The sequence below is a fragment of the Campylobacter sp. IFREMER_LSEM_CL292 genome, from assembly GCF_025771615.1.
GTDB classification, from domain to species: Bacteria; Campylobacterota; Campylobacteria; order Campylobacterales; family Campylobacteraceae; genus Campylobacter_D; species Campylobacter_D lari_D.
This window is the reverse complement of record NZ_JAKMQP010000011.1, coordinates 17,648-34,036: the sequence shown is the minus strand read 5'-3', so window position 1 is coordinate 34,036 and position 16,389 is coordinate 17,648. Positions and strand designations below refer to the sequence as shown.

General features: G+C 27.8%; 18 protein-coding genes. 6 read left to right on the top strand and 12 right to left on the bottom strand.

The features are described from left to right. Window positions 1-3 precede the first annotated feature (3 nt). A complete protein-coding gene (gene nhaD / locus L8T82_RS06750; RefSeq protein WP_263726165.1) occupies window positions 4-1,362 on the bottom strand; it encodes a sodium:proton antiporter NhaD in 1,359 nt (452 codons plus the stop codon). Between the two features lie 134 nt (window positions 1,363-1,496). On the opposite strand from nhaD, the gene L8T82_RS06745 reads away from it, so the two are divergent. The 3 genes from L8T82_RS06745 to L8T82_RS06735 are packed head-to-tail and all read left to right on the top strand — an operon-like array spanning window position 1,497 to window position 4,781. Beyond that, window positions 1,497-1,970: a hypothetical protein gene (locus L8T82_RS06745; protein ID WP_263709768.1), complete on the top strand. Its 474-nt coding sequence runs from the start codon at window positions 1,497-1,499 to the stop codon at window positions 1,968-1,970. After that, window positions 1,963-3,756: an excinuclease ABC subunit UvrC gene (uvrC, locus tag L8T82_RS06740; RefSeq protein WP_263673250.1), complete on the top strand. Its 1,794-nt coding sequence runs from the start codon at window positions 1,963-1,965 to the stop codon at window positions 3,754-3,756. Before L8T82_RS06745 ends, uvrC begins: the two co-directional genes overlap by 8 nt. Further along, complete coding sequence (locus L8T82_RS06735; protein ID WP_263726164.1) at window positions 3,753-4,781, top strand: hypothetical protein; 1,029 nt, start codon at window positions 3,753-3,755, stop codon at window positions 4,779-4,781. Before uvrC ends, L8T82_RS06735 begins: the two co-directional genes overlap by 4 nt. On the opposite strand, the gene recR is transcribed toward L8T82_RS06735, so the two are convergent. Genes recR through L8T82_RS06720 form a run of 3 tightly spaced genes read right to left on the bottom strand, consistent with a single transcriptional unit; the run spans window position 4,768 to window position 7,242 of the window. Then, window positions 4,768-5,340 carry a recombination mediator RecR gene (recR, locus tag L8T82_RS06730; protein WP_263671696.1) on the bottom strand — a complete coding sequence of 191 codons (573 nt, stop codon included), beginning with the start codon at window positions 5,338-5,340 and terminating at the stop codon, window positions 4,768-4,770. The two genes, L8T82_RS06735 and recR, sit on opposite strands and share 14 nt — an antisense overlap. Before the next feature lies 1 nt (window position 5,341). Next, a complete protein-coding gene (locus L8T82_RS06725) occupies window positions 5,342-6,574 on the bottom strand; it encodes an ArsS family sensor histidine kinase (RefSeq protein ID WP_220567174.1) in 1,233 nt (410 codons plus the stop codon). After that, on the bottom strand, window positions 6,571-7,242 hold the full coding sequence (locus L8T82_RS06720; protein WP_066006696.1) for a response regulator transcription factor: 672 nt from the start codon (window positions 7,240-7,242) through the stop codon (window positions 6,571-6,573). Before L8T82_RS06720 ends, L8T82_RS06725 begins: the two co-directional genes overlap by 4 nt. Before the next feature lie 115 nt (window positions 7,243-7,357). On the opposite strand from L8T82_RS06720, the gene dnaJ reads away from it, so the two are divergent. Continuing rightward, window positions 7,358-8,479, top strand: coding sequence for a molecular chaperone DnaJ (gene dnaJ, locus L8T82_RS06715; RefSeq protein WP_263726163.1), 1,122 nt, complete (start codon window positions 7,358-7,360; stop codon window positions 8,477-8,479). On the opposite strand, the gene L8T82_RS06710 is transcribed toward dnaJ, so the two are convergent. Genes L8T82_RS06710 through gatC form a run of 8 tightly spaced genes read right to left on the bottom strand, consistent with a single transcriptional unit; the run spans window position 8,476 to window position 14,701 of the window. After that, window positions 8,476-9,258 (bottom strand): shikimate dehydrogenase, encoded by a 783-nt coding sequence (locus L8T82_RS06710; protein ID WP_263726162.1) that lies wholly within the window; start codon window positions 9,256-9,258, stop codon window positions 8,476-8,478. The two genes, dnaJ and L8T82_RS06710, sit on opposite strands and share 4 nt — an antisense overlap. After that, window positions 9,255-10,061 carry an SPOR domain-containing protein gene (locus L8T82_RS06705; protein ID WP_263673258.1) on the bottom strand — a complete coding sequence of 269 codons (807 nt, stop codon included), beginning with the start codon at window positions 10,059-10,061 and terminating at the stop codon, window positions 9,255-9,257. The genes L8T82_RS06710 and L8T82_RS06705 overlap by 4 nt, the downstream gene beginning before the upstream one ends. Before the next feature lie 18 nt (window positions 10,062-10,079). Beyond that, on the bottom strand, window positions 10,080-10,625 hold the full coding sequence (locus L8T82_RS06700; RefSeq protein WP_133319866.1) for a DUF1882 domain-containing protein: 546 nt from the start codon (window positions 10,623-10,625) through the stop codon (window positions 10,080-10,082). Then, window positions 10,622-11,863, bottom strand: coding sequence for a serine hydroxymethyltransferase (locus L8T82_RS06695; protein WP_263673260.1), 1,242 nt, complete (start codon window positions 11,861-11,863; stop codon window positions 10,622-10,624). The genes L8T82_RS06700 and L8T82_RS06695 overlap by 4 nt, the downstream gene beginning before the upstream one ends. Next, complete coding sequence (gene lysS / locus L8T82_RS06690) at window positions 11,864-13,366, bottom strand: lysine--tRNA ligase (RefSeq protein WP_263726161.1); 1,503 nt, start codon at window positions 13,364-13,366, stop codon at window positions 11,864-11,866. Between the two features lie 11 nt (window positions 13,367-13,377). After that, on the bottom strand, window positions 13,378-13,833 hold the full coding sequence (locus L8T82_RS06685) for a Fur family transcriptional regulator (protein ID WP_043019516.1): 456 nt from the start codon (window positions 13,831-13,833) through the stop codon (window positions 13,378-13,380). Further along, complete coding sequence (locus tag L8T82_RS06680; protein ID WP_263675348.1) at window positions 13,823-14,392, bottom strand: CvpA family protein; 570 nt, start codon at window positions 14,390-14,392, stop codon at window positions 13,823-13,825. Before L8T82_RS06680 ends, L8T82_RS06685 begins: the two co-directional genes overlap by 11 nt. Window positions 14,393-14,413: 21 nt before the next feature. Beyond that, entirely contained in the window at window positions 14,414-14,701 is a 288-nt protein-coding gene (gene gatC / locus L8T82_RS06675; RefSeq protein ID WP_263726160.1) for an Asp-tRNA(Asn)/Glu-tRNA(Gln) amidotransferase subunit GatC, read from the bottom strand. A 150-nt stretch (window positions 14,702-14,851) separates the two neighbouring features. On the opposite strand from gatC, the gene L8T82_RS06670 reads away from it, so the two are divergent. Both L8T82_RS06670 and L8T82_RS06665 read left to right on the top strand, forming a co-directional pair. Further along, window positions 14,852-15,397 (top strand): hypothetical protein, encoded by a 546-nt coding sequence (locus L8T82_RS06670; protein ID WP_263726159.1) that lies wholly within the window; start codon window positions 14,852-14,854, stop codon window positions 15,395-15,397. Further along, complete coding sequence (locus tag L8T82_RS06665) at window positions 15,394-16,389, top strand: hypothetical protein (RefSeq protein WP_263726158.1); 996 nt, start codon at window positions 15,394-15,396, stop codon at window positions 16,387-16,389. Before L8T82_RS06670 ends, L8T82_RS06665 begins: the two co-directional genes overlap by 4 nt.

The following is a 16,389-nucleotide window of genomic DNA, read 5'->3' as shown; positions in this document are numbered from 1 at the left end:
CCTTTATAAATTTAACAATTGAAATTGTACATACCAAACTATAATAGATACTATATATCCAACTAAAATCGTCCATACATATTTTAAATGAGAATTAAAAGTATAAATTCCCTTCATTTTTCCCATTACCCCCACACCAGCTGCTGAGCCAAAGCTTATTAATGATCCTCCAATTCCTGCTGTAAGAGTTACTAAAAGCCATTGAGTATCATCCATACTTGGATTAGCTTTTAATACCGCACTCATAACCGGAACATTATCTACAATAGCAGATAAAAATCCTACGCCTATATTAATACTAGTAGCTCCAAATTTTGTATAAAGATCGGAAGCATAAGCAAGCCATCCAACAAAATGTAAAGCGCCCACAGCAGATAAAATTCCAAAGAAAAATAATAAAGTATCCATTTCAATACGCGTCATATAATGAAAAATATTTAAATCTTTTTTACCTTGTTTTCTATTGAAAAAATACATATATAAGCTGAGCAAAGAAAGACCAAAAATCATACCCCACATTGCAGGCAAATCGCAAATACTATGGATAAAAACTGCTAAAGCGATAGTTAAAAAACCAAGCACAATAAATACTTTACCACCTGGCTTAATTTCAACTTTTTCTAAATTATCTTTATGAAAATTTGGCTCAATATCAGGCACATAACGCGATAGCAAATAAGCCGTAAGAAACCATCCAATAAAAGAAGCAGGAAAAAGAGCAAAAAATTCAAAAAAGGTAGCTTTTTTTGCCGTCCAAACCATCAAAGTAGTAATATCACCAAATGGCGACCAAGCTCCGCCAGCATTAGCTGCTACTACAATATTTATAGCGCCTGGGATTAAAAATTCTTTATTATGTTTATCTATAGTTAAAAGCACAGTAGATAAAATCAAAGCCGTTGTAAGATTATCTGCAATCGGAGAGATAAAAAAAGCCAAAATTCCTGTTAGCCAAAATAATTTTCTATAAGTATAACCCTTGCTTACAAGTTTGTATTTTAAAGTTTCAAAAACCGATCTTTCTATTAATGCTTCTATAAAAGTCATTGCTGCTATTAAGAAAAACACAATTTGTGCGATTTCCAAGATAAGATGATTAACACTTTCTTCAAGTATTTGCGTGTCTAAATCATTTACTAGCATATATATACCAATGACAATAAAAGAAAATGTTCCTATAAATAAAGCAGGTTTAGTTTTATTGATATGATATTTTTCTTCCGCTGCTATAAAATAATACCCCAATACAAAAATTATTAAAACACTTACACCTAAAACACTAAAAGCTAAATTTAATTCATGATTTTGATTTGCTAGTAAAAAACTAGCACCAAAACAAAGTAAAAAAAATATTCTGTTCATATTTCACTCTCCAAAGATTGAAATTTTTTTATTTCCTTTACGCTGCCATTATTATCTTTTATTTCATAAAATGGAGCAGCTTTATAACCACATGCACTTAAAAATATTAATAAAAAAAATGTTACAATAATTAAATGGAAGTTAAAAATGATATTAAAACAAGTCGTGATGTTATTGATATATTTGCTAATTCTGAAAAATATAAACATTATAGACCTTTAAAAGCACTTTTGCAATATAAAGAGTTTTTAAAACTGTTTAACCATAATCACCAACAAATGATTACTAAACTCTTTATAAAAAATAATACTTTGATTATTTTAGTTAAACACCACATTGCATATATGGAGCTTAATCACGATAATACCAAAAAAATGATTAAAAGTCTCATAAAAAACTATATTTTAGCTAAGCCAATGAGTAATTTTGCTAAAGTGGAAAATATAAAAATACTTAGCGACAAAAACTTTATATCCAAAAACAATACTTTTAACGCACATAAAAAAACTCATCTAGAACTTTCTAATGGAAATTTTAAAAACCATTTTGAAAATCCTATTTTATATAATAAATTTGAAGAACTACGAAAGCTTATAAAAAATGCTTGAAAATGAACTCAAAACCTTGCCTAATTTACCTGGCGTGTATCAGTATTTTGATATACAAGGTAAGCTTTTATATGTAGGTAAAGCCAAGAATTTAAAAAACCGCGTTAGAAGTTATTTTAATTTCACTCCAAATCTTTGCCCAAATCCTAGCAATAGTTTAAGAATTCAAAAGATGATTAGTCAGACCCATCATTTAGAATTTATTACCACAAAAAGCGAGGCCGATGCTTTAATACTAGAAAATTCTTTTATAAAACAATTACACCCAAAATACAATATATTATTAAGAGATGATAAAACCTACCCTTATATTTATATAGACTTAAATGAAGATTTTCCAAGATTTGAGATTACAAGAAAAATCATCAAAAAAAATAAAATAAAATATTTTGGTCCCTTTTTTAAAGGTGCAAAAGAGCTTTTAAATGCTTTATATTTATCTTTTGAGCTAAGACAAAAGAAATCTTGCAAAGAACTTTGTCTTTTTTATCAGATTAAGCGTTGCAAAGGTCCGTGCGAGCAAAAAATTTCTAAACAAGAATATGAAAAAATTATCCAAAAAGCCACGCAAGCTCTTTTAAATCCCTTATCTTTAACAAAAAATTTAGAAAATAAAATGCTTGAATACGCAAAGAGTGAAAACTACGAAGAAGCAGCTCTTATAAGGGATCAAATTAAAACAATTGAAGATTTAAGTGTAAAAATACAAATAGACCTTGCAAAATTAGAAGATTTTGATATTTATGCTATTTATTGCGAAGAAAACATACTCTCCATGGTGCGTTTTGTAATAAATAATGGTAAAATCATTAGTTCAAATCATAAAATACTAGCTCTTAATAATCAAAACGAATTTGACTTAAATGCAATTTATAAACAATATATTCTAGAAAATTACACACAAGAATCTCCAATAAAATCAACTCGTATTTATACACACAAAGATTTTGAAGACATGAAGCTACTGCAAGATCTACTCAGCGAGAGATTTTCTAGAAGATTTTACCTTAAATCGCCAAAACTTGGTGAAAAAAAATCCCTGTGTGAGCTTGCTCTAGAAAATGCAAAAATAAACATACAAAAGCATTTAAAAAATGAAAATTATTTATTTTTAAAAGAATTAAAAGATTTTTTCAATCTGCAAAATTATCCCAATCATATAGAAATTTTTGATAATTCTCATATGCAAGGTGATGCAATTGTAGGTGCTTTAGTAACCTTCAAAGATGGGAAATTTGATAAAAGCTCTTATAGACACTATCATTTATCTTATAAAAATGATTATGATCAAATGCTTCAAATCCTTAGTAAAAGAGCTTTATCCTTTGATAAAAATCCACCGCCTGATTTATGGCTGATTGATGGTGGGAATGCCTTATTGAAACTAGCAAATGATATTATTAAAAGTTCTGGAGCAAATGTGGATATTTTAGCTATATCTAAAGAAAAAATAGATGCTAAAGCTTATAGAGCAAAAGGAAGTGCAAAAGATAAAATTTATACTCAAGAAGGAAAAATTCAACTTTCTACCGATGATAAAAAATTGCAATTTTTACAAAAATTACGCGATGAGGCACATCGCTTCGCAATTAGTTTTCACCAAAAAACAAAAAGAAAACAGGACCTACAAAGCTCTAAGCTGATACAACTTGGAATCTCTCAAGGTTATATTAAAAAATTTTTAGATTATTATGGTAGTTTTGATAAAATCAGTAAAGCCGATTTTAATGAATTAAAATCACTTTCTAATATAAAAATAGCCAAAATAATTAAGGAAAATTTATGATATTTTTTATTAGTTCTTTAACTTTGATTTTATGTTTTTTCAATTATTATTTTTTATATCCAATTGATCAAAAATTATTCTATATTTATACCTCTATTAGTATTTTAATATTTATCGCTACATGTATTTATTTAATCATAAAAAATCAAAAACTTAAAAAAGATAATATCATTATTCAAGAAATAGAAAAATTTTTAAAAATATCAAGTTCAACCTCTTTAATAGATCTAAAAGAAAAATTAAAAACATCATTTGAGCTAACGCAAAAACAATTGCAAGATCAAAAAATACAAAACAAACTTTTACAAAAAAACTTGCAATATCTTATTCAAAGTTTTAACTATATGGGATTAGAAAATTCCATTGCACTAAAACCGATTTTAAAAAAATATCAAATAAATACAAAAACAAAAAATATTATTTTTAAGAATATCCACGCATGCATTGTAAATGATGATATGATTGAAAATTTTTTATTACAATGTATTTTATTAGATATAGGCATTAGTAGTGAAATTTTTGATGATTTTCAAAAAGTAGAGAAAAAATATTCCTTTATTATTTCAAAGAAGAAAATAAAAAATACGCTAAACTACACATTTGTAGATGTCAATGTCAAAGATCTTATCAATTTTTTAAGTACAAATTTTAAAGAAGAAAGTTATCAAATAGCAAATTTATACAATGTATTGATTTTTAAATCTTCTAGTTTTGAAAATAATCTAATTTTAAATATAACCAATCAATTTTGCTCAAATAATCAAATCGTAGATAGTCTAAGTGATTTTAAGAACGCTTTAAAATTAAATTTTAGATTAATTTTGGTTGATTATGAAGTCATAAAGTTCGATATTTTACATTTTAGTCAAATACTACATGAATATAAAATACAAAATTCACAAAATAAAATTTTACTTTTTACCAAAAATAGAGTTAAAAATTGCGATTTTGCCGATGAAATTATAAATGACATTAGCAAAAATGAATGGATAATTTTACTTAAAAAATATATCAATCAAGTTTAGTTCTATGATTAATAGCCTTATGTAAAGATATAAAATCGACATTTTCCAAACTAACACCGCTTGGAATACCTTGGGCTATTTGGGAAAAACTCAAATTTAAATCCTTTAATTTTTCCTCTATAAAAAAAACTACAGCATCTGAATTTAAGCCTTGAGTAAAAGCGAAAAAAATTTCTTTAGTATTTTTGTTTTCAATCATTACTCTTAATTTAGTAATATTTTCTTCGTTGGTATTTTCTAGTACAAAATAAAGCCCATCATAGCTTTTACTATCTTCTAAAATTAATACATCTTTAGGATCTTGCACTATACAAATAATATTATTATTTCTTTCTATATCAGAACAAACTTCACATAATTCATTTTCACTTAAAGCCCCGCATTGTATACATTTTTTAATTCCTCTAATGGATTCTTCAATACTATAAGCAAGTTTAGAACCTAACAAAGGATCTTTTATACAAACATGATAAGCAAGTCTTAATGCGGACTTTTTACCGATAGTAGGCAATGCAGAAAATGCATTTACTAATTCATTAAATTTTTCTAAATCTTTCAAGTCATTTTAACCTTGAAAAAACAATCTTAAAAATATGATAACCATCTTCATAACTATAAGTTAAATTATAACCATGAAGATTGCAAATATTATTGATAATATAAAGCCCCAATCCCATACCTTCAACTTGAGTATTTTGTTCTCTTACAAAAGGTTTCAAATAATAATCAAAAGTTTTTTTAAGTTGAACCCCTTTATTTCTAACAATTACATAGTCCCCTGAACATATAATCTCACAAGCTTTATCGTCAGAATATTTAATAGCATTATCAATCAAATTTTTAAGCATTAAGGAAAAAAGTTCTAAATCAGCAACAATCATAGTATCTTCTTTGTAAGAAATCTTAACTTTTTGATAAAAATCATCTCTCATGAGATAATCTTCAGCCTGCTCTAAAATTAGGCTCAAATGATAAGTTTGCAAATTTAGTTGGCAATTTCTAGATAAAACTTTTTCAATTTTACCAAATTCATCAATCAATAATTCAAGTCTTTCAAAAATCGCTACTAAGCGGTCTTTTTGTTTTTGATTGTCTAGCATCTCACAAACTATCCTACCTTTTCCAATAGGTGTTTTAAGTTCATGCATAATCATTCTTAAAAAAAATTGTCTTGATTTTACTAATTCTTGTATTTTATTAATAGCATGGTCAAATTCAAAAGAAATTTCTGAAATCTCATCATTAATTTGTGAATATTCGGATAAAGGTTCTATTTTTCCAGCACTAATATTTTTAATTTTCTTTTTTAAAATTTTTAAAGGCATTAAAGATCTTAAAACAGAAAAATATAAAAATATAATCAAAATCAAACTAAAAAAGAAACTTAGTAAAAACAAATACTCTAAACGCGTAGATGCATTTAGCTCATAAAGCTGCTTTAAATTAACTTGTTCAACATAAAAAAAAATTTGATTATGGTAAATAATAGAAGAAAAACTACCGTAAGCAGAATTAACCTTAAGCACCTTTTCACCTTTTGCAACTATATGTTTTGCACTGCGTTCATTTTCAACTATTTTAAAAGACTTAGAAAGAAGATAATCATGAATTGAAAAACCTTCTTTTCTTTCTAAATTATATATAATTTTTTCTACAATTTCTTTTTGTCTATTTTGCTCATTGGTTAAATAAGAATCAACCTGAACCTTACCCAAGAGCACAAACAAAGCACAAACAAACAAAAAAGCCGTTGCAAAAAGAACGGTAATCTTAAGATTAATAGTTACTTTCATCCTATTAATTTATATCCTATCCCTCTAACTGAAAAAATATGCTTTGGTGCCTTCGAACTATCGCCGATCTTAGTTCTAAGCCTACCAATAATTACATCTAAACTTTTAGAATCTTTATCTTTTAAGCTTTTGCAGTGATACACAAGCTGCTCTCTGCTAACTGAAAATCCATGTTGTCTTATCATATAACTTAAAATTTCATATTCAGCAGGAGTTAAAATTAAAACCTCTTCATTGTAACTAATCTCATGTCTTTTTTCATCAATTTTAAAAGCTGAATTGATTATTTTTTCAGGAGTTTCATTTACGCGTTTTGAACGACGGATTAAACTCATAATTCTTGCATGCATTTCTTTAGGATCGTAAGGCTTTGGTAGATAATCATCCGCACCTATTTGAAGTCCTACAATTTTATCACTTAAATCGCTTCTAGCTGAAGAAATAATAATAGGAATACTATATTTTTCTCTTATTTCGCGACAAACTTCAAGACCATCAAGTCCAGGTAAAGTTAAATCAAGAATTAAACAATCATAATTTTTTATACCAGCACTCATTCCCAAATACGGATCTTCATAATTAGTAACTTTGATATTAAATTGGGCCAAATATTCTGCTAAAAACTCTGCAAAATCTGGATCATCTTCGATCATTAAAACATTAATCATCTCTACCCCTTATTAGTGAAAATATGTTACAAACTTAATATTATAACACATAATTTAACTATTCATTTATTTTTTTGCTAAAATTATAATATTAATTTTTCAAGAGAGGAAAAAAGTGGAACTTAATTATTATGAAATATTAGAAATTTCTCAAACTTCAGATAAAGAAACTATAAAAAAAGCTTATAGAAAAATGGCATTAAAATATCATCCTGATAGAAATCAAGGAGATAAAGAAGCTGAAGAAAAATTTAAACTTGTCAATGAAGCTTATGAAGTACTTAGCAATGATGAAAAGCGAAGTATATATGATAGATACGGCAAAGAAGGATTAAAAGGACAAGCCGGTGGTTTTGGTGGTTTTGGAGATGTTGATTTAGGGGATATATTTTCAAGTTTTTTTGGAGATGGATTTGGTTTTGGAAACTCAACGCGTAAAAAAGAAAGAGGAGATAAATATCCACATGATTTAAAAATAGCGGTAAAGATTAGCTTCAAAGAGGCTGTTTTTGGCTGCAAAAAAGAAATTGATTTTACCTATAAAACATTTTGTAAAATATGCAATGGTAGTGGATCAGAAAATGGAAAAGAAGATATTTGTTCTCATTGTGGAGGAAAAGGACAAGTTGGTGTTAGACAAGGTTTTATGACTTTTGTACAAACTTGTGATCATTGTAAGGGCAGTGGGAAAATAATAAAAAATAAGTGTAAGACATGCCATGGAAATGGTTATGAAGAAATAAAAGATCATATAGAACTTGATATACCAGAAGGTATTGATAGTGGTATGAGTCTTAGAGTGCAAAACAAAGCAAATGAGCTTCCAAATTCTTCTCAAAGAGGCGATTTGTATATCAAAATCGTTGTAGAAGATGATAATAAATTTATTAGACATGATGATGATATATATACCATAGTACCTGTATTTTTTACCCAAGCTGCTCTTGGAAAGACAATTAAAATTTCCACCATAAGAGGAGAAGCTGATCTTAAACTTCCAGTGGGTGCAAAAGATAAACAAAAATTTGAATTAGCTAATGAAGGTGTTAAAAATATTCACAATGGAAAACTTGGTTCGCATATTGTACAAATTGAAATAAAATTTCCAAAAACACTTACTGATGAACAAAAAAATCTACTATTGCAACTTGAAAAAAGCTTTGGCTTAGAAAATGAGGAAGCTTTTATAGAACAAGAAAGCTTGTTTGACAAAATCAAATCTTGGTTTAGTCACTAAGGAAGTTTTAAAGCCATCTCCATGGCTTTATAAATTTCTTCTGTTTTTTGACACTCTAAAAATAGCTCAAAAGCAAAAACACCTTGCCATAAAAGCATTTGCGTGCCATCTTTTATTTTTAATCCATTTTCTCGTGCCAACTTTAAAAAAGATGTTTCTCTACTATAAATAACGTCAAAAGCATACTTAGTTTTTTGAAAAATATTTTTTAAAATCCTTTCTTCGCAAGGTAAACTTTCATCATGTAAACCTGCACTAGTCGTATTTATTATCAAATCAAATTGTGTATTTAAATCAAGTTGATCATATAAAAAACATGGATAATTATTTAAATTTTTAAATCTAACACTAGAGCGATTTGCTATTGCAACTTCAACATTTATAGATTTTAAAGCATAAGCTAAAGCTTTAGCGGTGCCACCAGCACCTAAAATCAAAGCATTTTTAATAGAAAAAAAATTTTCAATTGCTTTTAAAAATCCTAGATAATCTGTATTATAAGCATAAATTTTGTTATTTTTATTTAACAAAGTATTAGCAGAGCCTATATGCATAACACTTTCATCACAAAAATCTGCAATTTTATACGCTTCTTCTTTAAAAGGTATAGTAATATTTGCTCCATCAAATTTTTGAACAATTTCTTTTAATTTTGCTTTATTTTTTAAATGGTATCTTGTATATATTGCGTCTTTTTTAAGAACCTGTAAAGCATTATTGTGCATTCTTGGGGATTTAGAATGCACAATAGGATCACCTATAACTGTGAAAATTTTCATTTTACTCTAAAAGTAAAAGCACCTTTTGCGATTTTAGAACGCACCTTTTCCAATTCAGCCTTTAATTCACTTTCTTTATAAGGTCCAACTAAAACTTTTGTAAGTTCTTTGCCATTTACTATTGTTTTGTAAATTTTATAATCATATCCATTTTCTTTAAGTATATTTAATTCTTTTGATTTAGGATCTAAACTATTTAAAGAAAAAACTTGAATATAAGCACCTGCAGGAAGTTGTGTTTGAATACTTGGGGTTTTTATACTCTCAAACAATTCATTTGCATTGCTTTGCTCTGGGGTTTTTGGCTTTTCAACAACATTAGTTTTTGATTTTTCAGAAGGTTTTTGAATTGGTTTTTCTATAGATTTTTCTACAGGCTTAATCTCTTCTTGTTTTTCTTCCACCTTAGCTGGCTCTTCTTTTGGTTCTGTTGATGTAATTTGATCTAATACACTATTGCTTGGAATTTCCTGTTTTTCCTCTATGGTATTATTTGCATCAGCCAATGAACTTTCTTCTTTCAATTTTCTAGCTAAAGCTTCAAATTCATCCTCTTCTTTAGTATTATCCGTAATAGGCAAAGAATTAAAATTATTTTCATAAGAAGCTTGCTCTTGTGGCTCTGATGGCATTTGTAGTGATTTTTCCTCGCCTGGATCATTAATTAACTTCATTGCTATCATTACTACCAAAAACACAATAATTAAAATAATCGATCTGAGTAAAATTTTTTTAAGTTTTTCACTTTTATTGCTTTTTTGCAAGATAATATCATCAAATTCATTTTTGTTGTTTTCTTCCATTTTTCATCCTTTCAAAAATTACATATGTTTAGACCAAGAAGCGCCACGCTCTTTTTGATAAACCTCATAAGGTAAAGTTAAAATATTAAATTCCTTAGGTATATCCATACTAGGAAAAACTTTCCACTCTACAGGCATTTTTTGAGAAAAAAGCAAAGATAATTTTGATCCCAAAGAGCATGCTTCATTAAAAGTAGTATGTCCTTTATGGATATACAAATGCAAATGATTGTTAGTTCTTGTTTTATAGGCAGTAAAATTTATAAAACCTTCTTCCCTTAAAACAAGCTGTGCTCTATGCCAAAAACGCTCTGCGTTAAAACCATTGTAATCAAATACAATATTTTCAACCTTATCAAAACTATTAATCAAAGAGTGTGCTACAATAATTTTTTTTTCCATATGTTCCTGTATAACATTAGCTGTCAAAGGAGCATTTACTTTTTCGAATTTATCAAAAAAAATTCTACCTTTATGCTCATATTTGTTAATTATAGCATTACGCTTAATATAATAATGGCTTGTAACCATTTTAATTAAAGCCAAATCCATAGTTGTAATCAAAATAAAGCCCTTTCATAAATAATAAAATTACTTGCCAAATTTTTCAGTTTAACTTTAATCTCTTCTTGTAGTTTTGTATTTTGTATATCATCCAAAATATCAGCTATATAATTTGCAACAATAGTAATTTGCTCCTCTTTAAAACCTCTTGCTGTTAAAGCTGCTGTTCCAAGTCTTAAACCACTCGTTACAAATGGACTTCTAGTTTCCCCTGGAACCGTATTTTTATTTGCTGTAATACCTGCTCTTTCTAAAGCTAAATCCGCATCTTTACCACTAAAATCTTTATTTAAAAAGCTTAATAAAATTAAATGATTATCAGTACCACCGCTAACTAAATCATATTTTCTATCTATTAGAACTTGAGCCAGGGTAGCAGTATTTTTAATGATTTGCTTAGCATAAATTTTCCACTCATCACTTAAGTTATATTTAAATCCAACAGCTTTGGCGGCAATTACATGCATTAATGGACCACCTTGAATGCCCGGAAAAATTGCAGAATTGATTTTTTTGGCAATTTCTTCATCGTTACTCATAATAATCCCACCTCTTGGACCTCTTAAAGTTTTATGTGTTGTAGAGCTTACAACATGAGCATAGGGAAACGGGCTAGGATGCTCACCTGCTACAACCAATCCTGCAATATGCGCAACATCAGCAAATAAATATGCGCCAACCTCATCTGCTATTTCTCTAAATTTAGCAAAATCAATCACCCTAGGATAAGCACTAGCACCACAAACAATAAGTTTTGGCTTAACTTCTTTTGCTATCTCTCTAACTTTATCATAATTAATTCTCCCATCAAGCTCTACCCCATAAAAAAAACTTTCATAAACTTTTCCAGAAGAACTTACTTTAGAACCGTGAGTTAAATGTCCTCCGTGACTTAAATCCATACCCAAAATTCTATCACCAGGATTTAACAATGCCATGTATACACCTTGATTTGCTTGAGAACCTGAATTAGGCTGTACATTGGCAAAATTACAATTAAAAAGTTTTTTACATCTTTCTATAGCAATTGTCTCAATTTCATCAACAAATTCGCATCCACCATAATATCTTTTACCAGGATAGCCTTCTGCATATTTATTTGTTAAAATACTCCCCATTACTTCCATTACTTCTGGTATAGTGAAATTCTCACTCGCTATCATTTCAAGACCATCACATTGTCTTGCTAGCTCCTTTTGGGTTAAATCAAAAATTTCTTTATCAAAATTTTCCAACATTTACTCTCCTTTTACCTCATTTTTAAGTGGCCTCATAGCTGGGAAAAGCACTACATCACGAATTGATTTTTTATTAATTAAAAGCATAACTAGCCTATCTATTCCTATGCCTTGACCTGCAGTTGGTGCCATAGCATAGCCCAATGCATTAACAAAATCTTCATCCATTTCACATGCTTCCTCATCACCTGCATTTTTAGCTTCAATTTGCTTTAAGAATCTCTCATATTGATCTAGCGGATCATTAAGTTCATTAAATCCATTAGCAATCTCTCTACCCGCGATAAACAATTCAAATCTTTCAGCAATATCCTTATCCTTATCACTCCTTCTAGACAAAGGACTTATAGAAATAGGAAAATCTATTACAAAAGTGGGATTAATCAACTTATCTTCAACATAATTATCAAAAAGCTCAGCTTGCAAATGACCTAATTCTAATTTTTCATTGGCTTCAAAACCATCTTTTTTTAATTTTTCTAAGATTAATTCTTTATTATTAATAAGCTCATCATCTAAACCGCCATATTTTTTCAAAGCATCTTTATAAGTAATTCTTTCAAATGGTTTGGAAAAATCAATTATTTTTTCATCAAATTCGAGCTTTTTACCTAAATTTAATTTATCCAAAAGCATAGCAAAAAGCTCTTCTGTTAAATCCATTAAATCATGATAATTGTGATAAGCCCAATAAAACTCAATTGTAGTAAATTCAGGATTGTGCGTTAAATCCATTCCTTCATTTCTAAAACATCTATTAATCTCATAAACTGCCTCAAAACCACCTACAATCAAACGTTTTAGATATAATTCTGGAGCTATTCTTAAAAATCTTTCCACACCCAAAGCATTGTGATAAGTCACAAAAGGCTTTGCATTTGCTCCCCCTGCTATAGGATGCATCATTGGTGTTTCAACTTCCAAAAATCCTTTATTATCAAAAAAAGATCTAATATAAGAAACAATTTTAGAACGCAAAATAAAATCTTTTCTTACCTCACTATTCATGATCATATCAAGGTATCTTTTTCTATATCTTTGCTCAATATCTGTCAGTCCATGATATTTTTCCGGTAAAGGCACTATGGCTTTTGTAGCTATTTGAATTTGCTCCACATGAAGACTAAATTCTCCTGTTTTAGTCATAAAAGGAAAACCTTTAACCAAAACAATATCCCCTACTTCAAGATATTTTTTAAAAATAGCAAAGTATTCTTCCCCTAAAATATTTTGATTAAAATAAATTTGTAAATTATCTTGCTCATCTTCTATATTAGCAAATACTGATTTACCAGCTATCCTAAGAAGCTTTAATCTTCCTGCTAACACCCCATGAGCATTTTCATCGCGCTGATTTTCCATATCTTTAATGTAGGCAAATTTACTTTTATATTCATTTATACTCATTTCTTTTTTTAAAAAATGCGGATAAGGGTTGATTCCTAGTTCTTTTAATTCTTGTGCTTTTTGAATTTTTTGTTGTTCTAAAATATTATCAAACATTAAATATACCTTTATTTTTTACTACATTGCGGACACAAACCATAAAGTTGCATTAAATGCCCTGTTAATTTAAAATTATATTCTTTTGCTATTAACATTTGTTGTTGCTCAATAATAGAATTTTCAAATTCTACAATCTCTCCACAACTTTTACAAATTAAATGATCATGATGAGGCTTATTTGCAAGTTCAAATTTCTTTCCTGAGGCACCAAAAGATATAGAAGTAGCCATACCCGATTCTTCTAATAAATTTAAAGTTCTATAAACTGTTGCAATACCTACATTTAGCTCAGGATTTTTTTGCTTAATTTCCACATATAAGCTTTCTGGAGTATAATGCATATCGCTATTATATAAGGTTTTTAAAAGCACTTCTCTTTGTTTAGTATATTTTAGACCATTATCTTTAAGTGTTTTTTTAAAACGCTCAAGTAAAACATCGTATTCTATATTTTCAATTTGCATTATTTACCTCCGAATTTAGACTTAAATTAGAATCTATAATTTGTTCTTGTATTTTATCTAAACCATTTTGAGTAAAATCCGTATTCATTATAAAATCACCTGTTTGTCTAAGCAATTCTAATGTATAGCTATTTTTAGCATATTTTTCCAAGCTTGAATTTAAAAATTCTATATTATTAATACAAGCTACCAAAATAGCAAAAATCAAAAATATTTTAGCACTACCAAATAAAAATCCACCAATACGATCTATAAAACCAAGACCACTCATACTAAACATTTTTGATAGTATGTTTCCCAAAGCCATACAAGCTATCCATATCACGATCAATAAAACTAAAAATCCCGCAAAAATTGCAAGATTTTCATTTTCAATTGCATAAAAATTATTATTAATAATTTCTGCTACTTCTTTAGCATATCTTGAAGCAAGTAAAACCCCACCAACTATACCCAGCAAACCAAAAATTTCTTTAAATAAACCACTTACCAAGCCTTTTAAGCCCAAAATCACAGTTAAGCCCAAAACAAATACATCAAACCACGAAAAATTTTCCATCTACACTAAACTCCAAATATTTTATTCAATTATTTTAGGGACTATAAAAAATCCATCTTGAGAATTTGGAGCATGCTTGCTAATTACATCAAATACTTCAGATTTTCTACTTTCATCTAGTCTAAATGGCGTTCCACCTTTTGTGGTGCTTGTCATAGCATCCACATCATCAAGTTTTAATTCATCTAATTTTTCTACAAAATTAACAATTTGACTTAATTGTTCTTCTAATTCTTGTCTTTTCTCATCAGCAATTTTTAAAGCACTTAGCTTTTCAAGTTTAGTCAATAATTTATCATCAATTTGCATGATTTACCTTAATTTTAATTTATATCCAAGAAAACTCTTTTTTTAGATTAAAAATTATAACATAAAATCATTTATTTTTTCATTTTTATATGTTACAATTATAGACTTAAAACAATAAATAATGTTTATTCTTGCTAAAAAAGGGAAAATATGGCTTTAAAAGAAAACTTAAAAGCAGTCCAAGAAGAATTAAGCTCTCAAGAGCAAATGATGGAAAATTTTATTAAATCTGAGCGCTTTATAAAAAAATACAAATACTACTTCATTGCGATTATCGTGCTTTTAATTGCATATTTTGGTGGAAGTTATTTTTATAATCTAAAACAAGAAAGTAATATTCAAGAAAGTAATATAATTTTTAATAATTTATTAAAAAATCCTTCAGATCAAAAATTACTTGAAGAATTAAGGCAAAAAAATGCAAATTTATATACCATATTCATGATGAATCAAAACAATCAAGATCTTAATCAAACTTTAAGTCTTAATATAGATCCTTTGTTGAAACAAATAGTACTTGCTCAAAATAATCAAAAGTCAGAATTTTTAAAAGATTATAATACCTTACTAGCAGGTTTTGAATTTCTAAAGCAAAATGATTTTAAAAATGCAGATATAGAATTTAATAAAATACCTATAAATTCTCCTTTATGGCAGATTATTACAAGCTTAAAACATTACCAAGGAATAAAATGAAACACTTTTATTTATTTATTATAACTTTAATATTTTTTAGCGCTTGTGGCACGAAAAGGGAGTATTATCAACCAACACAAACAGAACAACTTCCTTATAGCTCACATAATATTAATGGTAAGATTATCAATTTCAATAACAATATAGCACAATTAAATAGCAATTCCTTTATAGATTCCACGGGGAATATTATTAATTTTAAACTAGATAAAAATTATCATATTTTAAATATGCAACAAGAAGAAGTTCTTATTGGCGATGATAATGGAAATTTTAAGATTTTAAATTTACAAGGAGATGAATTATTTTCTCATAAATTTAATGAAAGCGTAGTAAATGCAAGTATAGATGGAGATGATATAGCCTTGGTTTTAGCTAGCAATACCTTAGTATATGCAAATAAAAATCTTGGTATTAAAATGCTTCAAAATCTTGGTACAGCTTATGCTCAAGATAGTCGTTATGCTAATCCTTATTTTTTAAATACTATTATCATATATCCTATGCTTAATGGAAAATTAGCCATACTTAATAAAAGCACATTAAAAGTTAGTAAAGAAATTTTGGTAAGTAGTGAAGAATTTTTTAACAATATCATCTACCTTCATGTAAAAAATGATACAATGGTTGCTGCAACTGCACAAAAAATCATCGTTGTTACTCCAAATAGAACTTTATATCTAAATGAAAATATTAAAGAAGTAAATATCAATGATAATGAAATTTTCATACTTACAAAAGATGGAAGAGTTATCAAAAATGATTATAATCTTAGAAAAATTGATGAAATAAAATTTCAATTTGCTTTATTTTCCAAAAGCACATTATATAATGATTCTTTGTATATATTTGAAAAAACTGGCTATTTAATTAAATTAAATACAAATCTGAAAGATTTTACCGTATATAAATTAAATGAAGCTATTGATAAAAAAAGTTTTATGGCTAATGGTAAATTTTTCTATCACAATAAAGTTTTACAATTAAATTAA